Here is a 23698-nt window from a genome sequence, read left to right as displayed (position 1 = left end):
ACAGTTGTCCCCTCCTACCCTTTCTTCCTGCGGTTTGCCGCGACGGTACGCCGCATATCCTTAAAGGCCTGCGTCAGCGGGCGCTTCGCGGGACATACATAGGTGCAGCTTCCGCACTCCATGCACTCCATGCCGTTCAGCTTTTCGAACTTCTCGCAGTCGTTGTGCAGCGCGGCTTCCATCATCATAACCGGAATAATCTTGCTGGGGCACACGCTGACGCACTTGCCGCAGCGGATACAGGGAGTCGGCTCCATGGCCGCCACCTGGTCTTTGGTAAAGCAGGTCAGCGCGGAGCTGGTCTTGCTCACCGGGATGTCCAGATCGAACAGCGCCTGGCCCATCATGGGGCCGCCGGACAGAATCTTCTCCGGCTCGGTCTTGAAGCCGCCCGCAGCCTCGATCAGCTCCTGGTAGTTGGTTCCCAGCTTCACGTTAAAGTTTCTGGGATCCGTCACCGCATCCCCGGTCACAGTGATGATCTTGCGCATCAGGGGCGTGCGTTTACAGACCGCCATGTAGATGGCGATCACGGTGTCGATATTGTCCACGATACAGCCTGCGTCGGCGGGCAGCATGGAGGAATTCACCTTCCGGCCGGTGATGGCGTAGATCAGGGAACGCTCACCGCCCTGGGGGTACTTGGTCTTTAAGGGGCACACCGTGATGCGCGGCTCATCCTTGACCATCTCCGTCAGCTTTGCGATGGCCTCGGGTTTGTTGTTCTCGATGCCGATCACGCCCTTGGCGTTGTCGAACAGCTGAAGGATCACCTTCAGGCCGCCCACGATCTTCTCCGGCTCCTCGATCATCATGCGGTAATCGCTGGTCAGATATGGCTCGCACTCCGCGCCGTTCACCAATATGTACTCGATTGCGTTCTCATCCTTGGGAGTCAGCTTTACGTGAGTCGGGAAGCCCGCGCCGCCCAGTCCCACGATACCCGCTTCCTTTACGATGTCGCGGATCTCCTGCTTGGAGAGCCCGGACGGATCACGGTCTTCCCCAAGACCCTCGATCCCTTTGTACTCCCCGTCGTTCTCCACGATAATGGAAGGCACCATCGCGCCATTCGCCATACGCCTCGGTTCGATCTTTTTCACAGTACCGGATACGGAAGCGATCACATTGGCGGAAATGAACCCGCCCGCTTCTCCGATCTTCTGGCCAGCCAGGACATGGTCTCCTACCGCGACCAGAGGCTTCGCCGGGGCCCCGATGTGCTGGGACATGGGATAAACCAGCTCGCCCTTAGGTTCCAGAACCTGAACCGGTTTGTTCTCTGACAGTTCCTTGCCCTCGTAGGGGTGGATGCCGCCCTTAAAAGTTGCCAAACCCATGGAATTCTAACCCTCTTTCTTCAATAATTTTCCGTAACGATTCAGCTGTGCAACAGTTTTGGGTGACATCGGTGATATCCGTATCACATTCCTGCTGGCAGAAAACCTGAGTCCGCGCAAACTGACGCACGGCTGAATCGTTACTGTTGTGTATACATGCTTTCATAGTATACCACAATTTAAAATTGTATACAATTCATTTCACATCGTTATTTTTTTAATTATGTCGTTAATTATTTACTAAATTGCAAAATCAGCCCCATTTTTGTCTGAAATTGTCAAAGTTTTTTATTCAATTTCCAACATTCGACACACTGTATCTCAAAAAATACAATGTGCGCAGTGTTCCCTTATTTTCCCAGTCGAATCTCCGGGAGTCAGGGCGCTTCCTCCCGCTCCGCTCCCACAAACCGACTTTGCCTATAAATTAACGATTTTTCGGCATTTTTACGCCTTTTTAACAGAGTCCGGCGGTATCCCAAAATGGGAGCCAGGCCGTCCGGCAGGTGGTATACCATCATTTTCCAGGATGTATCCGGCCGTCATTCCGCCGGTCATCCCCCTTTTCCGGAGGGAATTTGAACAATTTCTTAGAAAAATCCGCCCAGGGCGCCGCGGAAAGCCCCATGTGGTATACCACTATTTTCCGGCTTTTCCGCATAATCCCAGACTCACAGGCCGCCTAATCCAGCTCCTTCAGCCCCGTATACAGCTCGTAATACCGCCCCTTCAGCTTCAAAAGCTCATCGTGGTCACCCCGCTCAATGATCTCGCCGTGCGCAATGCCAGCACCATGATGGCGTTGGCATTGCGCACGGTGGAGAGGCGGTGGGCGATGACAAAGGTGGTGCGGTCCGCCATCAAACGGTCCATGCCGTGCTCGATGTGTTTCTCCGTGCGGGTGTCCACCGAGCTGGTGGCCTCGTCCAGAATCAGGATCGGCGCCCTGGAGATGGCCGCCCTGGCAATGTTTAACAGCTGCCGCTGGCCCTGGCTTAAATTGGCCCCGTCGCCCTCCAGCATGGTGTTGTACCCATCCGGCAAACGGCGGATAAAGGAATCGGCGGAGGCTGTTTTCGCAGCCTGAACCACCTCCTCGTCCGTGGCGTCCAGCCTGCCGTAGCGGATATTCTCCATCACGGTGCCGGTAAATAAGTGGGTGTCCTGAAGCACCATGGCGATGTTTTTGCGCAGGTTCTCCCGGCTGATCTGCCGGATATCCACGCCGTCCACTGTGATGGCCCCGGACTGAATGTCGTAAAACCGGTTGATCAGGTTGGTGATCGTGGTCTTTCCCGCGCCGGTGCTGCCCACAAAGGCGATCTTCTGCCCCGGTCTTGCGTACAGGCTCACATCCTTTAAAATGATCTTCTCCGGGTCATAGCCAAAGGTCACATGGTCCAGCACCACATGGCCCTTTATGGGCTCCAGCACCACGGCCCCGGGTCCGTCCGCGGGCTCCGGCTCCTCGTCCATCACCGCGAACACCCGCTCCGCGCCCGCCAGGGCGGAGAACACGTTGCTGACCTGGGCGGAAATCTCATTGATGGGCCGGGAGAACTGCCGTGAAAAGTTTAAAAACACGGTCAGTCCGCCCACGTCAAAGCCCCGCAGCACGCAGAGCAGGCCGCCCACAACTGCGGTGAGCGTGTAGTTGATCTGGCTCAGGTTGTTCATCACCGGCCCCATAACCCCGCCGAAAAACTGGGCGCGGATCTGGTTCTGCTTCAGGTCCTCGTTGAGCAGGCCGAACTCGTCCGCCGCCGTATCCTCGTGGCAGAACACCTTGATCACCTTCTGCCCGGTGATCATCTCCTCCACATAACCGTTGACCGCGCCCAGGGAGGACTGCTGGGCGGAAAAATACTTCTGGCTCCGGCCCGCCACCGCCCCGCCGGCCCGCATGACCAGTGGAATCATCACCAGCGTCACCAGGGTCAGCCAGATATTGGTGTAGATCATCAGCGCCAGGGTGCCCACCAGGCTTAAAGCCCCGGAGAACAGCTGCACCAGGGTGGAGCTCAACATCTGTCCGATGGTATCCACATCGTTGGTAAAGCGGCTCATCAGATCGCCGTTGCTGTTGGTATCATAAAAACGCACCGGAAGCTTCTGCATCTTCGTGAACAGGTCGTCACGGATCTTTTGCAGGGCGTTCTGGGCCACGGTCAGCATCACCTTGGCCTGATAATAGTTTGCCGCCACTCCGGCCAGGAACACGAATCCCAGAGCGATCAGCGCCTTGGCCAGCCCCTGGATATCTCCCCGGCTGCCGTTCACCGGCGCGATATAGGTGTTGATGATGGGGCGCAGCATGTAGGAACCGGCCAGCATGCAGACCGTGTTGGCGATCACGCAGACAAAGGCCAGAGCCATTTTCGCCTTGTCCTCCTCCAGATAGCGCAGCAGGCGCACCACCGTCCGGCGGCTGTCCTTTGGTTTGCCGCCGCCGGGTAAGCCCCGGCCGTGCCTGCCGCCCGGGCCCATGCGCCTGGGCGCCGCCGGTGCGCCGGAAGACTTGCTCTCATAGCGGTACTTCAGGTCCCTTAATTTGTCCTCTTGTTTTTGAGTCATTGCCATCAGGCGCTCACCTCCCCGCTCCGGTCCTTCTGGGAATAATAGATTTCCTGATAAGCCTCACAGGAAGCCAGCAGTTCCCTGTGGCTTCCCATTCCCACGATCTGCCCCTCGTCCATTACCAGAATCTGGTCCGCTTCCTCCACGGAGCCGATGCGCTGGGCGATAATGAACTTGGTGGTATCCTTTAACGTCGTGCGGAAGCACTCCCGGATCTTCGCCTCCGTAGCCGTGTCCACCGCGCTGGTGGAATCGTCCAGAATCAGGATTTTGGGCTGCTTGAGCAGCGCTCTTGCGATACAGAGGCGCTGCTTCTGCCCGCCGGAAACATTGACGCCGCCCTGGCCCATCTCCGTGTCATACCCCTTGGCAAAGGAGGTGACAAAGCCGTCCGCCTGGGCGCTGTCTGCCGCGGCCCGGATCTCCTCCCGGGTGGCTTCCTCGCCGCCCCAGCGCAGATTGTCCTCGATGGTTCCGGAGAACAGCACATTTTTCTGCAGTACCATAGCCACGCCGTCCCGCAAATGCTTCAGGGAATACTCCCGCACGTCCACGCCGTCCACCAGCACCTGCCCGGCCGTGACGTCGTAAAGCCGTGGAATCAGCTGCACCAGGCTGGTCTTTCCGCTGCCCGTGGAGCCGATGATGCCGATGGTCTGGCCGGGTTTTGCAGTGAAGCTGATGTCGTGGAGCACCGCCTCATTCTGCCGCTTTCCGTAACCGAAGCTCACATTCCGAAACTCCACCAGCCCCCGGCTCACCGTCAGATCCTTCTGCTTTGCCTCCTCGTCGGTCAGATCGATGTCCACGTCCAGGACCTCGTTGATCCGCTTCAGGGACGCCATGGCCCGGGAAGCCTGGAGAAAGATCATGGCCAGCATCATTAAGGACATGAGAATCTGCACAATGTAGGTGGTGAACGCGCTTAAATCCCCCACCTGCATGGTGCCCCCGATGATCATATTTCCGCCGTACCACACCACGGCCAGCATGGTCACGTTCATTGCCAGCGTCATCATGGGCATGGTTACAATCACCACATTCATCGCCCGCAGGCTCATGTCCTTCAGGCGCTTGTTGTTTTCCTCAAATTTCTGTTCCTCAAAATCCTCCCGCACAAAGGACTTGATCACCCGCACATTGGTCAGAGCCTCCTGCACGCCGGAGTTCAGCTGGTCAATGGCCTTCTGCATCACCGTAAAACGGGGGAACGCAGTCTTTAACACCAGCCCGATGCCCACGGACAGCAGCGGAATCACCACCAGAATCACGAGAGCCAGCCGGGCGTTCATAGTAAAGGCCATGATCAAGGCCCCCACAAACATTCCCGGCGCCCGAAACATCATCACCAGTGCCATTCGCACCACCATCTGCACCTGCTGCACGTCGTTGGTCAGGCGGGTCACCAGGGAACCGGTGCTGAAATCGTCGATATTTTTAAACGAGAACTGCTGGACCTTGTGAAACAGATCCTTCCGCAGGTCTGCCGAGAAGCTGACTGAGGCCTTTGCCGCGCAGAAGGTTCCCCCCACGCCGCCAAGCAGCATGAGCATGGCGAAGCCGATCATGGCCGCCCCGATGCGCAGAATATAACCCACATCGTGGTTCGCCACCCCATTGTTGATGATAAGCGACATCATCTTGGGCAGGGCGATCTCCCCCGCCACCTCCGTCAGCATCAGGATCGGGCCTGCGATAAACGCCGCCAGATACGGCCTGATATAATTGCGATACCGCTCCATGTTACTGCTCCTTCCATATTATAACGCGCTCCCGCGCCCTATGCCAATATCCGCAGAATATCCTCCCGCGTCAGACCGCCGAAGCTGCCGCCGTCCCCGGTAATCACCTGGTCCGACAGCCTGCTCTTGGATTCCTGCAGGGTCAGAATATTCTCCTCCACCGTATTCCTGGCGATCAGCTTGAACACCGTCACCTGCTTGTCCTGGCCGATGCGGTGGCTCCGGTCCGTAGCCTGGTTCTGGGCCGCCACATTCCACCAGGGATCGTAGTGGATCACGATGTCCGCCGCCGTCAGGTTTAGTCCCGTGCCTCCGGCCTTCAGGGAGATCAAAAACACCGGCGTTGCATCCGACGCGAACTCGCCCACCAGGCGCATCCGCTCCTCCTTGGAGGTGGCTCCGGTCAGCTTGTAGCTGGCGATTCCCTCCTGGTTTAAGCGGTTCTCGATCAGCTCCAGCATGGATGTGAACTGGGAAAACAGCAGAATCTTGTGTTCCCCCTCTACGCCCCGGCGCACCAGGTCCATGCAGGTCTCAAGCTTTGCCGAGCCGCCCTTGTAATTCTCATAGCACAGCCGTGGATCACAGCAAATCTGGCGCAGCCTGGTCAAGTCCGCCAACACCTGGAAGCGCTCCTCGCCCAGCCCTTCTCCCTCGCTGCGGTCCAGGCGCTCCTTGAGTTTGGCAGCTCCCGCCGCGTAGAGGTTCTTCTGCTCCTCCTCCATTCGGGAATAGACCACGGTCTCCAGCTTGTCGGGCAGTTCCCGCAGCACGTCCTTTTTCACCCTTCGAAGGATAAACGGTCCGGTGATGCGGCGCAGGCGTTCCAGAGCCACCCCGTCCTGGTCCCGGACAATGGGAAGCTCGTACTCCTTGCGGAAATGCTGGGCTCCAAACAGGAATCCTGGCATCAGGTAGTCGAAGATGCTCCACAGCTCGCCCAGCCGGTTCTCCACCGGAGTCCCGGTCAGCGCAAAGCGGGTGCCGGCGTTCACCGCCTTCACCGCCCTGGCGCTCTGGGTCGCGGCATTTTTGATATACTGGGCCTCGTCGATGATCTGGAACCGGAAATGCAGCTCCCCGTATTGCTCCACGTCCCGCTTCAGCAGGTCGTAGGAGGTGATAAACACAGAGGTCCCCTCCGGAGCGGCGCACGCCTCCCGGAGAATCTCCTCCCGCTCCCCGGCGTTTCCCACCACGGAACGGATCGTTAAATCCGGCGCAAACTTGCGGATCTCGTGCTCCCAGTTGTAGACCAGGGAGGCCGGGCACACAATCAGCGACGGCTCCTGCTCCTTCTGCTCCCCGCCGTACGCGTCCTCCAGAAGGGCGATGGTCTGGATCGTTTTTCCCAGGCCCATGTCGTCGGCCAGGATGCCACCAAACCCATTGACATCCAGGGTCTTAAGCCAGTGAAATCCGGTTTTCTGGTACTCCCGCAGCACGCCCTGCAGGCGTTCCGGCACCGGATAGTCGCTATCCTCCACGGAACGCAGGCCGCGGACCAGGGCTTTCATGAGCTGATCCCGGTAGTAGGCCACCCCCGGCCCCTCCTTCAGCACGCTGTCCAGGTACATGGCCCGGTAGGCGGGCAGGCTGATCGCCCGGGACTGCAGTTCCTTCCGGCTGATCCCCAGCTCCTTTGCCAGGCGGGCCACCGTGTACAGGCCCCCCTCTCCCAACTGTAAAAACTCTCCGCTCTTTAAGCGGTAATATTTTTTCTTCTGGCTGTAGGCGGCAAGGATCTTCGCCAGTTCCTGGTCGGAGAGGCCGCCGGTATCCACCGTCAGGTTCAGCCAGCCCTTGTTCACGGAAACACCCACGCTGACCTTGGGCGGGGCAAGCACCTTCCACTGCTTCAGCTCCTCGCTGATCATCACCTCGCCCAGCTTCCGAAACTCCTCGATCCCCTCGGTCAGCAGGCGGTACACCGCCTCCTCGTCGTCCCGGATCACCAGCCGGATGCCGTCCGGCTCCTTGTAACGGAAATACCGGTTGATCACCTGGCTGATCTTAAACTCTCCGGGCACGTCGCGGCAGACGGACCGGGGCAGATTTTCATCCTCCACCGGGTGGAAGGTGAAATCCCCGTAGGACAGGCATGGTTCCATCAGCAGCTCCTTTAAACCGCGGCTGTCAAACTTAAACTGCGCGCGCAGCGGCTGAGGCTCGTAGGACTTCCAGTCCACATCCTCCGCCCGCACCGCGGCGTAGGGGGCGATGCTCTTTAGCACCCGGGCGTAAAACAGGGGAATGTCCTTCTCCCCCACCAACAGCGTCCGGCTGCCCTCCCGGTTGATCTGCTCCAGAAAGGGCTGCATCGCCTGGGTGAAATCCCGGCTGCACTGGCAGAGCCATTCTCCCTGCGCCAGGTAAAGGTGCTGCTCCCCGCCAAATCCCGCCGCAATCCGCCGGGGCTCCTCCCCATCCAGAACGCCGTCAAAGCTGACCTTGATTCCGTCCCTGCCGTACCTCCGGGCGGTCAGCTGCAGCCTGGGATCTCTGCGCTCCACCCGCAGGCGGGTTTTGGTCCCGCCCGGCAGCTGGACCTCGATTATCCGGTCCATCACCAAATCGAAAAAGCGGTCCCGGTGCACCGGGGCCAGCTCCGCTTCCCTCTGGGGCTTCACAAGCTCCGCCAGCTCCATCACCAGCGCCAGAAGCCCCCTGCTCTCCGGCGTGAAGGCGGCGGCGCAGTGGTGGAATCCAAAGGTCTTGCTGTACTCCACGTAGGAATTCTCCCGCACCGCCTGGGCGAAGGCGGTCAGATCCTTCACCAGATAATACCGTTCCCTGCCCACCTTGAACTCCAGCTGTACCCGCCGGGCGGACAGCAGCAGCACAGGCACCAGATCCGCCTTTTCCGCCTCCTCCGCCGCCATAATCCGGGACACCTGCCGGTTCGTGTACTCCCGGATCATGGTGTGGACTTCCTGGGAGGTGTGCACCGGAGGCTGCCCGGCCCGTTTTGCATAGTCCTCATAATACGCGAAAAGGGCTTTCCCGTGGGCACACATGCCCTTGTAGGAATTCCCCTCCGCGCAGGAACAAGAGTAGTCTTTCACCCGGCCACCCTTGACATACAAACTCACATTGTAGGTCTGGGCCTGGTCCTCAACCAGGCCCCTCACACCAACCTCTCCCTTCCAGAAGTTGTTGGTCTGCATTTTTATGACTTCCATGAAATCAACGCTCCTCCGGCATGCCGTGGGACCTCTCTTACATGCGGTCCGGCGCCTCAAAGCCCAGCACGTCGATGCAGGCTTCCAGAACCCGTCTGGCGAGCGTGATCAGGCCGATATAGCTGTCTTTTCTGGCCTCATCCCCCTCGGACAGGATTTTCGTCTCGTGATAAAAGCTGTTGAATGCGTTTGCCAGCTCGAACACATACTGGCAGATCTTGTGTGGAGCGGTCTCCGCAAAGCTGTTCTCCAGCACCTCGCTGTACCGGGTCAGAAGGAGCATCAGCGCCTTCTCCGTCTCGCCCGCGGGGGGCAGAATCACCTTGGTTTCAGCCGTCTCGTCCACCTGTCCGCCGTCCTCCCGGTACTTGTTCAGAATGGACTTGATGCGCACGATGGTGTAGAGAATGTAGGGGCCGGTATTACCCTCAAAAGAACTGAACCGCTCCACGTCGAAAATGTAATCCTTGGACGCCTGGTTGGAGAGGTCGCCGTACTTGAGCGCCGCCAGCCCGATGATGGTGGAAGCCGCCCTGGCCTCCTCCTCGGTCATGGAACGCCTCTCGCTTTCCATAATCCGCTGGTACACCGCCTCGTCGATATCCGAGATCAGGCGCTCCAGGCGCATAACGCCGCCCTCCCTGGTCTTGAAGGGCTTGCCGTCCTTGCCGTTCATGGTGCCGAAGCCCAGGAAAATCATGGGCACGTCCTGCTCCACAATTCCGGCCTTTTTCGCCACCCGGAACACCTGGACAAAATGCATGTCCTGGCGCTTGTCCACCACGTAAATATACCGGTCCGGATGGAAATCCTCCTCGCGCTGGATAATGGTTCCCAAATCCGAGGTGGCGTAGAGGGCCGCGCCGTCGGACTTGCGCACCAGACAGGGCGGAATCTCCTTGGTGTCCGTCTCCTCGGCCACGTCCACCACCAGGGCTCCCTGGCTCTCGTAGGCCAACCCCTTTTCCGTGAGCAGATTGATCAGCCTGGGAATGTAGGGCTCCGCGTCGCTCTCCCCTTTCCAGAGGTCAAAGGTCACGTTCAAATTGCTGTAATTCTTCTTCAGGTCCGTAACGGAAACCCTGATAATGTGGTTCCAGATAGCCCGAAACGGCGCATAACCGTTCTGAAGCTTTAAGGTCGCCTGGTGGGCCCGCTCCTTAAAGGCCTCGTCCTCCTTGGACTTGGCGCTGGCCGCGGGGTAAATCTCCTCCAGCTCGCCGATGGTGAAGGGCGCCTCCTCAGGGTACTCCCCGGTGTAGCTCTCGTCAAAATAGACCAGCTCCGGCTTGCGGTCCCGAAGCTCCTCGATGATCAGGCCCATCTGCAGGCCCCAGTCGCCCAGATGCACGTCGCCGATCATGTGGTGGCCCAGGAAATTGCCCAGGCGCTTGATGCTCTCGCCGATCACGGCCGCGCGCAGATGGCCCACGTGCAGCGGCTTGGCCACATTGGCCCCGCCGTAGTCCACAATAATGGTCTCCGGCTTTTCCGGCTTCTCCAGGCCCAGCTTCTCACCAGCGGCCATCCCCTTCATGTAGTCCGCCAGGAACTGTCCCGAGAGCTTTAAATTGATAAATCCCGGCATCACGGCCTGCACCATGGAAAACATACCCTGGCCGTCGCCCAGCTGCTCCACCACGCCGTTTGCGATGTCGATGGGCTTTTTGCGGTATGCCTTGGCCGCCGCCATGGAGCCGTTGCACTGGTATTCGCACAGGTCCGGCCGGTTGGACAGAACCACCTTGGCGAAGGTTTCATCGTAGCCGCAGGCCGAAAACGCGGCCCTCAGCTGTCCTTCCATCAGATCCAGAATCTTTTTCACGACATATCTCCTTTTCAAGTTAAACGATCACCTGTGAACAGTAACAAAAAAACTGCTCCGGAAGCGCGCCGGAGCAAGTTAATACGTCTATCAGGAATTCTGCGGATTAAACGCGGGACAGATACTCACCGGTTCTGGTGTCGATCTTGATCTTGTCGCCGGTCTCCACAAACAGCGGAACGTTTACCTGCGCGCCGGTCTCCACGGTGGCGGGCTTGTTGGCGCCGGTTGCAGTGTCACCCTTAAAGCCGGGCTCCGTATCGGTGATCTCCAGCTCTACGAACAGCGGGGGCTCTACGGAAAACACATTGCCGTTGTAAGAGCAAACCTTACATACTTCGTTCTCCTTCACAAACTTTAAGGCGTCGCCGATGATGTCCTTGTTCAGGGCAACCTGATCATAGGTCTCCTGGTTCATGAAGTTAAACAGCTCGCCGTCAGCATACAGATACTGCATGTCCACTCTGTCGATTCTTGCAGCCGGGAATTTCTCGGTGGGACGGAAGGTGCGCTCTACCACGCCGCCGTTGATTACGTTTTTCAATTTCGTGCGCACGAAAGCAGCGCCTTTTCCGGGCTTAACGTGCTGGAATTCCATAATCTGTACAACCTGTCCGTCAATCTCCAGCGTAACACCGTTTCTAAAATCTCCTGCTGATATCATAAAGATATTCCTCCTCAACTCGTTCAATGTCTCTAATCTTTATTATTTTATACTATGTATGCTGTATTTTCAAGCCCTTTTTTATTCATTGACATATTTTGTGGATTTCCGCGGCGATTTCCTCCACGGTCCGCCCGTTTACATCCACCATCCGGTGGCATGTCTCCCGGTAAACGGGGCGGCGGAAGGCCATAAGCTCCTCCACACGGGCGCGCACGTCATCCCCCCTCAGCATGGGCCGCGAGGACACGTCCCGCCCCAGGCGCTCCAGCACCGTGTCTACGGACACGTCCAAAAGCACCACGGTTCCCAGCTGTTTTAACAGCTCCCGGTTTTCCTCCCGCAGCGGAAGCCCGCCGCCCACGGAGATCACCCTGGTTTCGTTCTCCTTCAGCAGCGCCCGCAGCATCTCCGTCTCCAGGGCCCGGAAGGCCTCCTCGCCCTGGGAGGCGAAAATGTCCTTAATGGGCATCCCGGCCATCTCCTCGATGCGCTGGTCCGTATCCACCACCGCCAGCCCGTAGTCCGCCGCATAGCGGTCCGCCACGCTGGTCTTGCCCGCGCCCATAAAGCCGATCAGGACCACGCTTTTCCCTCTGCCCGGCTCCAGCTGGTCCAGAAGCATCTGCCTGGCAATGGAGGCCGTCTCCTCGTCTACTACGGTTCCAGGATTCCACAGCTCGTAGGCGATGATCCCCTGGTAGAGCAGCATGTCCAGGCCGCCCACGGCGCTGCCGCCGGAAGCTCTCACCAGCCTCATGAATTTGGTCTCGCTGGGAGTGTATACAATATCCACTCCCGTATGAATCCGCCCATAAAACGCCTCATCCTCGATCACGGCACGGTCCGTGTCCGGATGCATGCCAACGCTGGTGGACTGGATGCACAGGAAATCCCTTCCCGTCCCCGGAAGCCGGCCGTAATCCGCCAGGGCCATGGGACGGATCACGTCCCTGCCCGTCAATCCGTTGACACAGCCGGCCAGCTGCGCCGCCCGGTCCAGATTCCGGTTCAGCAGGAACACCTCATCCGCTCCCTCCCTGGCCAGCAGATAGGCGGCGGCCTTGGCGGCTCCGCCCGCGCCCAGCAGCAGGCAGCGCTGGCCCCGGATGGCGATGCCGGCCCGGTCCATGGCCCGCTTCAAACCGGCGGCGTCGGTGTTGTAGCCCTTATAGCCGCCCTCCATCCGCACCAGCGTATTCACCGCTCCGATGGCCCTGGCGTCCTCGTCGATCTCCACCAGATACTCCATCACCCGCTGCTTGTGGGGCACCGTCACATTGAGGCCCAGCAGGTTTAGGGCGTAAGCCCCCTTCACGGCGTCCCCCACTGCCTGGGGTTCCACGCGGAACGGAACGTAAGCCAGATTCAGTCCGGTCCGCTCCGCATAAAAGTTGTGCATCTGCGGCGACATGGAGTGCTCCACCGGGCACCCGATCACGCCGCATACTCTCGTCTTACCATTCATCGCTTCCAGTCTCTTTTCTCTCCAGTTTTCTTCAGATGTCTTGCGTAGGACCACAGCACCGGCTTCTCCAGGTAGCGCTTGAGCACGATCTGAATCTCCTCTTTGGGATTGATGGGTTTCACCAGAACGCTGTAAAGTCCGGTCCGGTTGGCGCCGTACACGTCGGTGAACAGCTGATCCCCCACAAACAAGGTGTTTTCCGTGGTGGTCCCCATCCGCTCCATGGCTGCCAGATAACCCCGCCGGGACGGCTTGCCGCCCTTATACAGGTAAATACTGTTCACCTGCCCGGCAAAGGACTTTACCCGGGGCTCCTTGTTGTTGGACAAAAGGCAGGTGCTCATCCCCAGGGCCCGCAGGCGGTCAAACAGCTCCAAAGCCCGGGCGTCCGCCGGCGCGTCGTGGGGCACCAGAGTGTTGTCAATGTCAAAAATCACCCCCCTGTACCCCTCCGCCCGGAAGTCCCCATAGGGGACCTCGTAAGCGGAATCCAGGTACAGGCGGGGATAAAATTGTTCCAGCATAGATTGTCTGTCTCCCACTATTGTTTCAGAAGCTTGGCCAGCTCCTCCATAAATGTGTTCACGTCCTTAAACTCCCGGTAAACGGAAGCGAAACGGACATAGGCCACCTCGTCCAGCTCCTTTAATTTATCCATGACCAGCTCGCCGATCACCGAGGTGGGCACTTCCTTCTCTTCCATATTAAAAACGCGGTTCTCGATCTCGTCGATCACGGAGTTGATCTGCTGGGTGGACACGGGCCGCTTGTGGCAGGACTGGATAATCCCCGCCTCGATTTTGGAGCGGTCGTAGGCCTCCCGTGAATTGTCCTTCTTGATCACCATGAGCGGCATGGTCTCCAGCTTCTCATAGGTAGTGAAACGCTTTCCGCAGCGCTCACACTGGCGGCGTCTGCGGATGGAGCTGTTGTCCTCCGCGGGTCTGGAATCGATTACCTTTGTATCTGCCTCATTGCAGTATGGGCATTTCATCCTTTATACCTCCTTGTACTCCCGCCGTTTGCCACTGGCGGGGGGCCTGATCTCTCTGATTGAATTTATTTTAACCCAGGAAACGGGGATGTGCAAGAAGATTTTACAATTACTGCCTTCTCACTGGACAGACCGCGCTTTTTTTAATATAGTAATAGCGGTAAACAAAATCTGTTTACAAATATCGCATCATCGGCGGGCCCTCCCCGCCGGAAAGGACCTTGTCAGCTATGAATACCGTACATGTGAAAAATATAACCATCGGCGAAGGGATCCCCAAAATCTGCGTCCCCATCGTCGCTCCCTCCGGCGACGCCATCCTGAAGGAGGCGCGGCGTTTCGCCGGACTGCCTGTTGACCTGGTGGAATGGCGTCTGGACTGGTTTGACGGACGTTTTGATCTGGATGAGACCCGCCGCCTGCTCGCCGGTCTGCGGGAGGCTCTGGGGGACAAGCCGCTGCTCGCCACCTTCCGCACCTTTGCCGAGGGAGGCGCCTGTGAAAAGACCGGCCCGGGGCACTACGAAAATCTGGTCCGCAGCGCCGTGGACAGCGGCTGTGCGGACCTGGTGGACGTGGAGCTGGCCGCCGGAGCCGGTTTTCTGGCGGACCTCATCCCTCACTCCCACGACCGCGGGGTGAAGGTGATCCTCTCCCACCACAACTTTTCCCGCACACCGGAGCTTTCCGCCATGCTGGACATCCTGGAGCGGATGGAACAGAGCGGGGGCGATATTTTAAAGATCGCCGTCATGCCCCAGAGCCCGGAGGATGTGCTGACGCTTCTTTCCGCCACTTCCCAGGCACGGACCCGCTTTACCCGCCCCGTCGTCACCATGTCCATGGCCGGAATGGGCGTGATCAGCCGCCTGTCGGGCGAAATCTTCGGCTCCGCCCTGACCTTCGGTTCTGCCGGTCAGGCCTCCGCTCCGGGGCAGATCGGAGTGGAGGAACTGAGGGGCGTGCTGGAACTGCTGCACAAAAGCCTGTAGGCGGAGGGACGTCACCCCAAGCAGGCCGCCGGGCGGCCTCACCCGCCTTCAATCATCAAGCGGTCCCGCCTCCTACCGCCCGCCCCTACTGGGGCTTCAACAGTTTTTTATAAGTCCGCTCAATCAGGAAGGAGCCCAGCGGCGCGGTGATCAAAATGGAGAGCACCGCCACCGTGAGGACAATCTGTCCGCAGGCCAGCCCCATGGACAGCGGGATGGCCCCGATCGCCGCCTGAACCGTAGCCTTCGGCATGTAGGCGATCATGCAGAACAGCCGTTCCCTGCGGTCCAGACTGGTGCCCAACAGGCACAGGAACACTCCGGCCATCCGAAACACCAGCACGCCGAAGATCAGGAGCACCGCGGCTCCCCCGGAGGCCAGCGCGTAGCCCACGTCCACCGTGGCTCCCACCAACACGAACAGCAGCAGCTCCGCGGCCACCCAGAGTTTGGAGTATTTGGCGGACAGCCTGGCCGCCACCTCCCCCCTGCGCCGCTGCAGGGCGATGCCCATGCCCATGACCGCCAGCAGGCCGGAGAAGCCCAGCGCTCCGCTCAGGGAGTGCTCCAGCGTCACCAGCAGGAAGGAAATACTCAGGATAATGATCACCTTGGCGCTGTCGCGCATGTGGATCTTCCGGAAGGCCAGCGCCAGCAGCAGGCCGCAGACCGCTCCCGCCGCCAGCCCCAGGACGATGGAGGTGGGAATCCGCATCAGATCCAGAGCGGAAGCGGTCCCTCCCTGGGCCAGGCCAGTGAAGGAGGTGAACAGCACGATCACAAACACGTCGTCCACAGACGCCCCCGCCATAATCAACTGGGGATACTCTCCCTTGTGCCGTACCGCTCATCCATCAGCTTCAGCATTTTCGGCACAATCACCGCCGGCGACACGGCGCCCACCACCGTGCCCATAATCGCCGCGTCCAGCAGGCTGATCCCCAGAATCCGCGGCGCCAGCGCCAGCATTCCCAGAATCTCGAAGGAGGCCGGCACAAAGCACATCAGCACCGCCGCCCTTCCCACCTTCTTCAAATCTGCCACATCCAGATTCAGACCTGCCCTGGTCAGGATAATGATCAGCGCAATCTGCCTCAGATCCGCCGAGATGGACAGGATGGAGCCGTCCAGCAGATTAAGCGCATACGGACCCAGCAGAATTCCGGTCAGCAGCATCCCCAGAAGCTGCGGCAGGTTCAACCGCCTGAAAACAGCCCCCATTCCCATTCCACACAAAAAAATCACAGCAAGACTCAATAACATTTTTTCTCTCCTCTCCGCAGGGCAACAAAAAAAGCCAATGCCCCTGCGATCAAAATCATCACAGAAGTCATCAGCTCATAATCTGCCTTACAAGCGGCTCTGGCTTGCGCCACGGGAGAACCTCATTCCCTTTGCGCTGACAAGTATAACGCACATTTACCGGTCCCGTCAAGCATTTTCTGCACTCTTTTCCGGTCAGAACGATTAGCCGTCCGAACGGCCATCCTAAGGACAACACAGAATTTTCATATTTTCTCCACAAATTCATCACATTTCCGGCTTATATTAGAAAACGTTAAAGCGAATGCTTTTCATACAACTTTTTCTCACAAACCGGCCGCCGGGCGTGCATCCCGACGGCCACTCCTCCGTTCAAGGGGCCTTTCGGGCCCCCTTTTTGATACGGCAGGCCGCTGTCACCGCCTGCGTTTATTTTTCCCCCACACATACAAAATCAAACAGAATACCGCCACCACCAGTTCCGACGCGGGCATGGACAGCCAGACGCCATCCAGGCCCAGAGCCGCGGCCAGGACAAACGCCATGGGCAGGATCACCACAAAACCGCGCAGCATGGACACGGCGAAGGACCGGCCCGGCTGTGAAACCGAGCTGAAAAATGCAGCCGTCACCACGTTGACCCCGGCAAAGAGAAATCCCGCAAAATAGATTCTCAACCCCCGCACCGCTATGGCCTCCAGCACCAGGTCCCCCTGATGGTTGAACGCCCCAACCACCGGGCGGGCAAACACGGCGCAGACCGCGTAAATCCCCAGGGCGAACGCGGCGGAGGCGGCGATGGCCAGACCGTAAATCTGGTTCATTGCCGGTTTATTTCCCTCCCCGTAAAAGCGGCTGAGAATGGGCTGGATTCCCTGGCCGATTCCCGTGAAAATGGAGGTGATCACCAGCGCCAGATTGGCCAGCACGCCGTAGGCGGCGATCCCCGTGTTTCCCGCAGCCGCGGCAGCCAGACCGTTGAATACGATCATCACCACCCCCGCGGATACCTCCACGATCAGGGAGGACATGCCCAGGGCCGCGCACTCCGCCATCAGGCGGGGCCGAAGCCGTCCCCGTTGCAGCCCGAAACCGCATCGGCCGTTTCGCAGATGACCGGACAGAACCGCCATGCTCACAATGGGCGCAATCCCCGTGGCTACCGCGGCCCCGAACATTCCCCAGTGAAACACCATGATGAACACGTAATCCAGCACGATGTTGGACAGGCTTCCCAGCACCATGGCCGCCATGGAACGCTTTGGATTTCCGTCATTGCGCACAAAACACACCAACAGGTTGTTGAACATAAACATGGGCGCAAATATCATGAGAATCCGCAGGTACACCGAGGTTTTCTCCAACACCTGGCTGTCCGCCCCCAGGGCTGCGGACAGCGGGGTGGCAAAAAGCATTCCTCCGGCGGAAAACAACAGGGAGATCACCAGGTCCACGCATGCCACCTGGGTAAAAATTGTCCGCTTTTTTCCTTCGTCCGCCCGTCCGCCCGCGATGGCGAAGGCGGTGGCTCCGCCCATGCCCGTCATCAGTCCCAGACCGTTGATAAAGCTGTACACCGGGATCGCCAGGTTTAAGGCCGCCAGCCCCTCCGCTCCGGCTCCCGCCGCCACAAAATAGGTGTCCGCCAAAATATAGCAGGACAGTCCCAAAGCGCCCATCACATTGAACGCCACATATTTTCCAAATGCCTTTCCCACTCCTTGTTCCATTTGCTTCCTCCAACTTTATCGTTTTCACCCGGCCCTCTTTTAAAGCCGTTTTTCCACACAAAAAGGCATCTGAAGTCCGCAGATACAAAGGCCTAAACCCGCGGATTCCAAATGCCCGTACCACAGCCGCCCGGCGGCGGCTGTGAAGCGTTTTCGATTCATTTTTAATTTGCGTTCACCAGGCAGGTTCCGGCCCAAAGCCGTCCCGGACCTTACAGCGAAATTCCACCCCGTGCGCGGGCTCTCCGGTCTCGCACCGACTGAATCACCGGCACCATGAAAATGGCCACGATACCTCCGGCAAAACCGTTGTTGTACAGGTTCATTCCCCCGTAAACGATTCCCACGTTCAGAGCCACCGAGGAGTGAAGGTATCCGGCCACCAGACCTGCGATCACGCCGAACTCCCCGGCAATGGGCGCAAGCGTGGTGGAGAACAGCAGCGCCAGCATGGGGGACGGATCGGAAATGTTCCAGTATTTCGTCATACTGGCCAACACCACTCCCATCATAATCGGGGCGATGTTGCGCAGATGTTTTCCCGTGGCGCTGAAGCCTACGATGGTGAAAATACCGCCGATGGTGGGGCCGTTCAGCGATCCGCCCACCGCCAGCACGAACAGGGTGGCGAACAGCCCGTTCACGCCCATGTTAAAGATGGTGGAGGCTCCGCCCTCGTCGGCCAGATAATCGGTTCCGGACACGCCGGAGGTCCGCAGAATCCGCCGGTAGGAAGCCCATATCTCCTTCCCCCGCGCCAGCGCTCCGGCCAGAATCATGCCGCCGAACAGGATGGACAGCAGCACAAGAAACAGGTGGTCGTACCCGGTGGCCCAAATCTGTCTGGCTTTGGTTTCAATGCCAAAGGATTTGAGCAGAGAGACAATCACCGTGGCGATAATCCCGGAGGCAAACCCCACGTTGTAAAGGGAGTATCCCTTGTGGGCGTAATGGACATGGGTGGCTAAGGGCGGCAGCACAAAGCCGATGACCACGCCCACCACAATGCACATGACAAAGCGCAGGGGCACGGCGACGCTGTCGATCTGCATCACCTGGGTGATGATGGGCGACAGGCTGGTCCCGTACAGTCCAATGTAAATGTAGCGCGAAGGCGCGGTTTTATGGTAGTGAGCGTAGAGATATACGCCAAACAGGATTGTCCAGATATTCAGCAGATTTTTTCCAAACAGTGAAAATCCAAACATCAGGCAGCAGGAAGTGATGGTGTGTCCATCCATCTCCTTGCCGAGATAATAGATAATTCCAATGCTGATCAGGGTCAGAATACCTGCGTTGATCAGCGCGGCTCCGATGCCGCCTACCAGAAAATAGTCCGTAATCAGGAAATCCGGTTCCCGAAAAATATTGATGATGCCGGGGATGATCTCATTCACCGGCTGAATCACCATTCCTGCCACAATAAAATAGATGGGGACCAGGGCCAGCAGGGCAAACCTGGCATTTCTGGAAAGGGGCTCATGTTCTCTAATCGACCTCAATACGTTCATTCTTGTCTCCTTCCAATTAGCCTCCCCACTATCATATCGTAATTCAGGAAAATAATAAAGAAATTTTCTTGTTTTTTATTTAATACTTATTAATACTTGCCAATTTTTCCCTCTTGTTTTTCGAACACATGTTCTGTACAATAAATTTAAACAATCACACAGGAAAGGAGGATCAGCCCTTATGGAACAATCTGATCCCATTCTCAACATGCCGGTGGATGTGATTTCCTCCTGCGGGGCGGACGGCAGACTGCGGCCTTACCGGCTCCGCCTGGAGGAGGATCACGCCCTGCAGGTATTTTCCGTCCTGCAGATTCTCTCGGACAAGGAAATCAAGCCCGCAGGCCAGCCCATGATCTCCTACATTTGCCGCATCGGCTCCCAGGAGCAAAGCCGTCTGGCCGAGCTGCGCTACCACATTTCCCGGCACCGCTGGTGCCTGTACCGCCTCCTATGAGCGGCGTCTATTTCCACATCGATGTGAACAGCGCCTATTTAAGCTGGACCGCGGCGAAACGCCTGGTGGACGGAAATCCCCAGGACATCCGCCGGATTCCCGCCGTGATCGGCGGGGACGAGAGCTCCCGGCACGGCATCGTGCTGGCGGGGAGCCTGCCCGCCAAGGCCCTGGGGATCCGCACCGGGGAACCCCTGATCGTAGCCCGCAGGCGCGCTCCGGGCCTGCTGATCCTGCCCCCGGACTACGGGCTCTACGCCCAGTGCAGCCGGGCGCTCATGGAGCTGCTCTCCCAGTTCTCCCCGGATGTGTTCCAGTACAGCATCGACGAGGCATTTATCGACATGAGCCGGAGCGTCCGCCTGTTCGGTTCCCCTCTGACCGCCGCGGAAACCATACGCAGCCGGGTGCGGGAGGAGCTGGGTTTCACCGTCAACATCGGCATCTCCTCCAACAAACTGCTGGCAAAAATGGCCTCCGACTTCCGCAAACCGGACCGCTGCCACACCCTGTTCCCCGAGGAAATCCCCCTGAAAATGTGGCCTCTGCCCGTCTCCTCCCTGTTCTTTGCCGGTCCGGCCGCCAGGCGCAAACTGCAAAACCTGGGAATCCGCACCATCGGGGAGCTGGCCCGCACCGACCGGGCGCTTTTAACCGCCCATTTGAAAAATCAGGGCCGGGTTCTGTGGGAGTACGCCAACGGTTTTGACACCTCCCCCTATCTGATTCCCCTGGACCGGAACAAGGGCTTTGGCAACAGCATGACCATGCCCATGGACGTGGGCAGCCCCGAACAGGCCCGCCAGTTCCTGCTCTTTTTGAGCGAGACGGTCAGCGCCCGGATTCGCGCCGACCAGGCGAAAATTTCCTGCGTCAGCCTGTCCCTGGTGGACTGCAATTTCAGCCGCTGTTCCTGCCAGGAAACGCTGGCCCGCCCCACCGACTTAACGGAGCCCATCTACCAGGCCGCCTGCCGTCTGCTGATGCGCGCCTGGGACAAAACGCCGCTGCGGAAGCTGGGCGTTCACACCAGCCGGGTTGTGCGGGAGGAATGCAGCCAGCTCACTCTGTTCCCGCCGGGGCGCGAGGAAAAACTAAGGCGGCTGGAACTGGCCCTTGACCAGATCCGCGCCGCCTATGGCTCCCAGGCCGTAACCCGGGGATGTTTTTTAAACGAGCGGCCCGAAAAGCCTCCCTCCCTTTCCATCGGAAGGCCTCCGGACCGCTCCTCTTTCTGATTTATACCAGCCATATGGCATAGCGGATTCCAACTGCCGCCACGACCATAAGACACATGATAAGAAACTCCTCAACTCCATGGATGACAACCTTGCGCTTCATATGGCAGACCTCCTTTTGATCCTTTCTTTTATAACTCCATCATAGTCCTGAGCTGTTAAAGATTCCATAGGGATTCAAATCTGCCGCATTAAGATTGCATTAGCGTCCTCAGCATTTGACCGCCTCGGACACCTCCTTTGGTTTTACATCCACCAATATAATATCATCCCCTACCTGACAAATATCGCAGAAGGGGATGATATATTCTTTTTCCCGCCCCAGAAAGCCGCAGATGCAGCCCGGTCCCGGGACAATAATCGCCAGCATGCAGCCGGTTTTCATGTCAAAATCCACGTCCCCCACAAACCCGAGACGCTTACAGTCCTTTACATTGATAACTTCCTTCTGTTTCAGCTCGCTGATTCGCATTCGCTCACGCCCTCAAATACTTCCTCACTGTACTATATGAGGGCGGGCGGCGATTAAGAAGCGCCGGCTGGATTTTTCCCGGCCGGATCGGGGCGCCATTTGATCCCAAGCTGCTCCTTCTCCGCTTTTAAGTCCTGATAAAATCCGAAGGTCGAGCACTCGATATAGGGCATGATCCACAACGTTCCGATTCCAAAGGAAAGCTGCCCCAGAATGTGCCAGCCGATAAAGCTCAAATGGAAACAGAACAGCTTCCACCTGCGCCTTTTTGTCAGCTTTGCGCTGGCCTTCAGGCAGGCAAAGGTTCCCAGGTCCGGGCAGTCGATCATCACATAGAGCGCCAGGCCCCAAAACAGGGAGAGGACAATGGAAACAACAATAAACAGCAGCCAGGACAGCACCACCAGCGCGATCCCGGTTGCGGTCGTGTCCATCTCCAGGCGCACCCGCATATAGCTCACAAAATAGGGAATCATAAAAATCACCTGAATCAGACCGATCACAAAGTTGATCCCTAAAATATGCCAGGGCGTCTTTCCCTTAAAGCCGTAAAACATATCCCCCAGCCGGATATCCTGACCGCGAAAGGCCTTGTATGCCATCTTCAGAGTACCGCCCTGCAGCAGGACCTCCGTGACCACCATAATCACCAGAAGCAGAGCAATGATAATGGACATCAACACCACGCCGAAGGGGATTCCTCCGCCAAAACGTCTGCCGGACGCAGCCAGGATATAGGTCAACGTATAAGACGCCATAACGACCAGCACAATGGCGGTCGCAAATATCATCAAAAATCCCAGCAGTCTGGCCAGCACGATGTTGCCATATCTGCCGAGCAGGGATTTCCTCGCCTGTGTGCGGTATTCAGCTGCTTTTTTCATGATCCGATCACCTCCGACACAAGGGAGGAGGCGTCCATGAGCAGGAACAGGACAATGGCGATCACCGCCAGCACCAGGCCGATGATGGACAGCGTCAGGCCGGTTTTCGCCTGGCCGCTCATGGGTTCATCCCGCTTGGACAGCAGGGCGAAAATGATTCCAAGGGAACCAAAGGCGATGCCCACATATCCGCACCAGCAGCAGACCAGGGACAGGATGCCCATCACCAGAGAGGCGGTTGCCATGCCGTTGGGCGCGGCCTTGATCTCCGTCTGGTACTGCATTTGATACTGAGGCCCCTGGTTATAGCCCTGCTGGGGGCCGCCGGTGGAGGGCTGGTAACGGTTGGGGGCGTAGCCTTGTTGGTTGTAGCCTTGCTGGTTATAGCCCTGTTGGTTGTAACCCTGTTGGTTGTAGCCGGGCTGGGGGGCCTGGTTGTAGGCTCCGGGCTGGCCAGGCTGGGGGGCCTGGTTGTAGGCTCCGGGTTGGCCTGGCTGGGGACCCTGGTTATAGGCTCCGGGTTGGCCGGGACGCATCGGCTGGCCTCCGGGCTGATTCCCGGGCTGGCCGGGCTGTGCTCCCTGACCATAGGCTCCCGGCTGACCGGGGCGTACGGGCTGACCTCCAGGCTGGCCCGGCTGTACTCCCTGGCCATAGGCTCCGGGCTGACCAGGACGTACCGGCTGGCCTCCAGGCTGGCCCGGCTGTACTCCCTGGCCATAGGCTCCCGGCTGACCGGGACGCACCGGCTGGCCCGGCTGCATCCCTGGCTGGCCCGGCTGCATCCCTGGCTGGCCCGGCTGACTCCCCGGCTGGCCGGGCTGTACTCCCTGACCATAGGCTCCGGGCTGACCAGGACGTACCGGCTGGCCTCCAGGCTGGCCCGGCTGTACTCCCTGACCATAGGCTCCGGGCTGACCAGGATGTACCGGCTGGCCTCCAGGCTGGCCCGGCTGCATCCCTGGCTGGCCCGGCTGCATCCCTGGCTGACCGGACTGTACTCCCTGGCCATAACCTCCCGGCTGACCAGGACGCACTCCCGTTCCATAGGCTCCCGGCTGACCGCCCGGAACGCCCTGTCCGTATCCGGTGTAACCGCCGGGCCGGCCACTTTGGGCTCCCTGCCCATCTGCTCTCTGCCCGTCTGCGCCCTGGCTCCCGTTCTGATTATCAAACGTCCCTGCCTGCATCCCTTGGCCGAAGGCTCCCGGCTGAGCGCCAGCTACAGCGCTTTCCGCGTCTTTTACAGCTTCAGGCCGGGAATTCTCCGCTTCCCCGTCGCAAACCTCATTCTCGCCCGCAGAACCGCCCTCACAGGCCCCATGCTCCGCAGTATTCTCCGGCTCCGCAGCGGCCTCT

General features: G+C 58.7%; 17 protein-coding genes, 2 pseudogenes and 1 riboswitch. Of the genes and pseudogenes, 3 read left to right on the top strand and 16 right to left on the bottom strand.

What is annotated here, in order from left to right; genetic code table 11:
* Window positions 1–14: 14 nt before the first annotated feature.
* The 9 genes and pseudogenes from rsxC to nrdR all read right to left on the bottom strand — a co-directional run bounded on the left by rsxC (window position 15) and on the right by nrdR (window position 13792).
* Complete coding sequence (gene rsxC, locus ACK2JC_RS25230) at window positions 15–1340, bottom strand: electron transport complex subunit RsxC (protein WP_007713263.1); 1326 nt, start codon at window positions 1338–1340, stop codon at window positions 15–17.
* A gap of 682 nt (window positions 1341–2022) precedes the next feature.
* Window positions 2023–3827: pseudogene (locus ACK2JC_RS25225) on the bottom strand (ABC transporter ATP-binding protein).
* Window positions 3828–3919: 92 nt separating this feature from the next.
* Entirely contained in the window at window positions 3920–5659 is a 1740-nt protein-coding gene (locus ACK2JC_RS25220; protein ID WP_107435679.1) for an ABC transporter ATP-binding protein, read from the bottom strand.
* Between the two features lie 38 nt (window positions 5660–5697).
* A complete protein-coding gene (locus tag ACK2JC_RS25215; RefSeq protein WP_320936438.1) occupies window positions 5698–8841 on the bottom strand; it encodes a DEAD/DEAH box helicase in 3144 nt (1047 codons plus the stop codon).
* Window positions 8842–8878: 37 nt separating this feature from the next.
* Window positions 8879–10666: an arginine--tRNA ligase gene (gene argS, locus ACK2JC_RS25210; RefSeq protein ID WP_118754194.1), complete on the bottom strand. Its 1788-nt coding sequence runs from the start codon at window positions 10664–10666 to the stop codon at window positions 8879–8881.
* 106 nt (window positions 10667–10772) lie between these two features.
* Complete coding sequence (efp, locus tag ACK2JC_RS25205) at window positions 10773–11330, bottom strand: elongation factor P (protein ID WP_007713280.1); 558 nt, start codon at window positions 11328–11330, stop codon at window positions 10773–10775.
* A gap of 85 nt (window positions 11331–11415) precedes the next feature.
* On the bottom strand, window positions 11416–12798 hold the full coding sequence (gene aroE, locus ACK2JC_RS25200) for a shikimate dehydrogenase (RefSeq protein ID WP_320936437.1): 1383 nt from the start codon (window positions 12796–12798) through the stop codon (window positions 11416–11418).
* Complete coding sequence (locus tag ACK2JC_RS25195; RefSeq protein WP_118754196.1) at window positions 12795–13322, bottom strand: YqeG family HAD IIIA-type phosphatase; 528 nt, start codon at window positions 13320–13322, stop codon at window positions 12795–12797. The genes aroE and ACK2JC_RS25195 overlap by 4 nt, the downstream gene beginning before the upstream one ends.
* A gap of 17 nt (window positions 13323–13339) precedes the next feature.
* Window positions 13340–13792: a transcriptional regulator NrdR gene (nrdR, locus tag ACK2JC_RS25190; protein WP_007713286.1), complete on the bottom strand. Its 453-nt coding sequence runs from the start codon at window positions 13790–13792 to the stop codon at window positions 13340–13342.
* A gap of 230 nt (window positions 13793–14022) precedes the next feature.
* On the opposite strand from nrdR, the gene aroD reads away from it, so the two are divergent.
* Window positions 14023–14784, top strand: a complete 762-nt coding sequence (gene aroD / locus ACK2JC_RS25185; RefSeq protein WP_320936436.1) for a type I 3-dehydroquinate dehydratase — start codon at window positions 14023–14025, stop codon at window positions 14782–14784.
* Window positions 14785–14869: 85 nt separating this feature from the next.
* On the opposite strand, the pseudogene ACK2JC_RS25180 reads toward aroD, so the two are convergent.
* The 3 genes and pseudogenes from ACK2JC_RS25180 to ACK2JC_RS25170 all read right to left on the bottom strand — a co-directional run bounded on the left by ACK2JC_RS25180 (window position 14870) and on the right by ACK2JC_RS25170 (window position 19288).
* Window positions 14870–16047 (bottom strand): annotated as a pseudogene (locus ACK2JC_RS25180) (cation:proton antiporter).
* Between the two features lie 54 nt (window positions 16048–16101).
* A riboswitch (Fluoride riboswitch) is annotated at window positions 16102–16186 on the bottom strand.
* Between the two features lie 277 nt (window positions 16187–16463).
* Window positions 16464–17777: an MATE family efflux transporter gene (locus ACK2JC_RS25175; protein WP_368271086.1), complete on the bottom strand. Its 1314-nt coding sequence runs from the start codon at window positions 17775–17777 to the stop codon at window positions 16464–16466.
* A 212-nt stretch (window positions 17778–17989) separates the two neighbouring features.
* Entirely contained in the window at window positions 17990–19288 is a 1299-nt protein-coding gene (locus ACK2JC_RS25170; RefSeq protein ID WP_092361032.1) for a DUF1576 domain-containing protein, read from the bottom strand.
* Between the two features lie 181 nt (window positions 19289–19469).
* Between ACK2JC_RS25170 and ACK2JC_RS25165 the strand changes: the two genes are divergently transcribed.
* Window positions 19470–19745 (top strand): hypothetical protein, encoded by a 276-nt coding sequence (locus ACK2JC_RS25165; RefSeq protein ID WP_092361031.1) that lies wholly within the window; start codon window positions 19470–19472, stop codon window positions 19743–19745.
* Window positions 19742–20983 carry a DNA polymerase IV gene (locus ACK2JC_RS25160; RefSeq protein ID WP_302326367.1) on the top strand — a complete coding sequence of 414 codons (1242 nt, stop codon included), beginning with the start codon at window positions 19742–19744 and terminating at the stop codon, window positions 20981–20983. Before ACK2JC_RS25165 ends, ACK2JC_RS25160 begins: the two co-directional genes overlap by 4 nt.
* A 211-nt stretch (window positions 20984–21194) precedes the next feature.
* Here ACK2JC_RS25160 and ACK2JC_RS25155 read toward each other — a convergent pair whose 3' ends face one another.
* The 4 genes from ACK2JC_RS25155 to ACK2JC_RS25140 are packed head-to-tail and all read right to left on the bottom strand — an operon-like array spanning window position 21195 to window position 23513.
* A complete protein-coding gene (locus ACK2JC_RS25155; protein ID WP_007713304.1) occupies window positions 21195–21455 on the bottom strand; it encodes a YlmC/YmxH family sporulation protein in 261 nt (86 codons plus the stop codon).
* A gap of 53 nt (window positions 21456–21508) precedes the next feature.
* Window positions 21509–22339 carry a DUF975 family protein gene (locus ACK2JC_RS25150; RefSeq protein WP_320936434.1) on the bottom strand — a complete coding sequence of 277 codons (831 nt, stop codon included), beginning with the start codon at window positions 22337–22339 and terminating at the stop codon, window positions 21509–21511.
* A complete protein-coding gene (locus ACK2JC_RS25145; RefSeq protein ID WP_092361028.1) occupies window positions 22336–22623 on the bottom strand; it encodes a DUF4190 domain-containing protein in 288 nt (95 codons plus the stop codon). Before ACK2JC_RS25145 ends, ACK2JC_RS25150 begins: the two co-directional genes overlap by 4 nt.
* Complete coding sequence (locus ACK2JC_RS25140; protein WP_368271087.1) at window positions 22563–23513, bottom strand: hypothetical protein; 951 nt, start codon at window positions 23511–23513, stop codon at window positions 22563–22565. Before ACK2JC_RS25140 ends, ACK2JC_RS25145 begins: the two co-directional genes overlap by 61 nt.
* Window positions 23514–23698: the final 185 nt, after the last annotated feature.

It is taken from the genome of Enterocloster lavalensis, assembly GCF_046603895.1.
Taxonomy (GTDB): Bacteria; Bacillota; Clostridia; order Lachnospirales; family Lachnospiraceae; genus Enterocloster; species Enterocloster lavalensis.
Note: the sequence above shows the minus strand (reverse complement) of the source record. Positions and strands in the feature narration are given on the sequence as shown.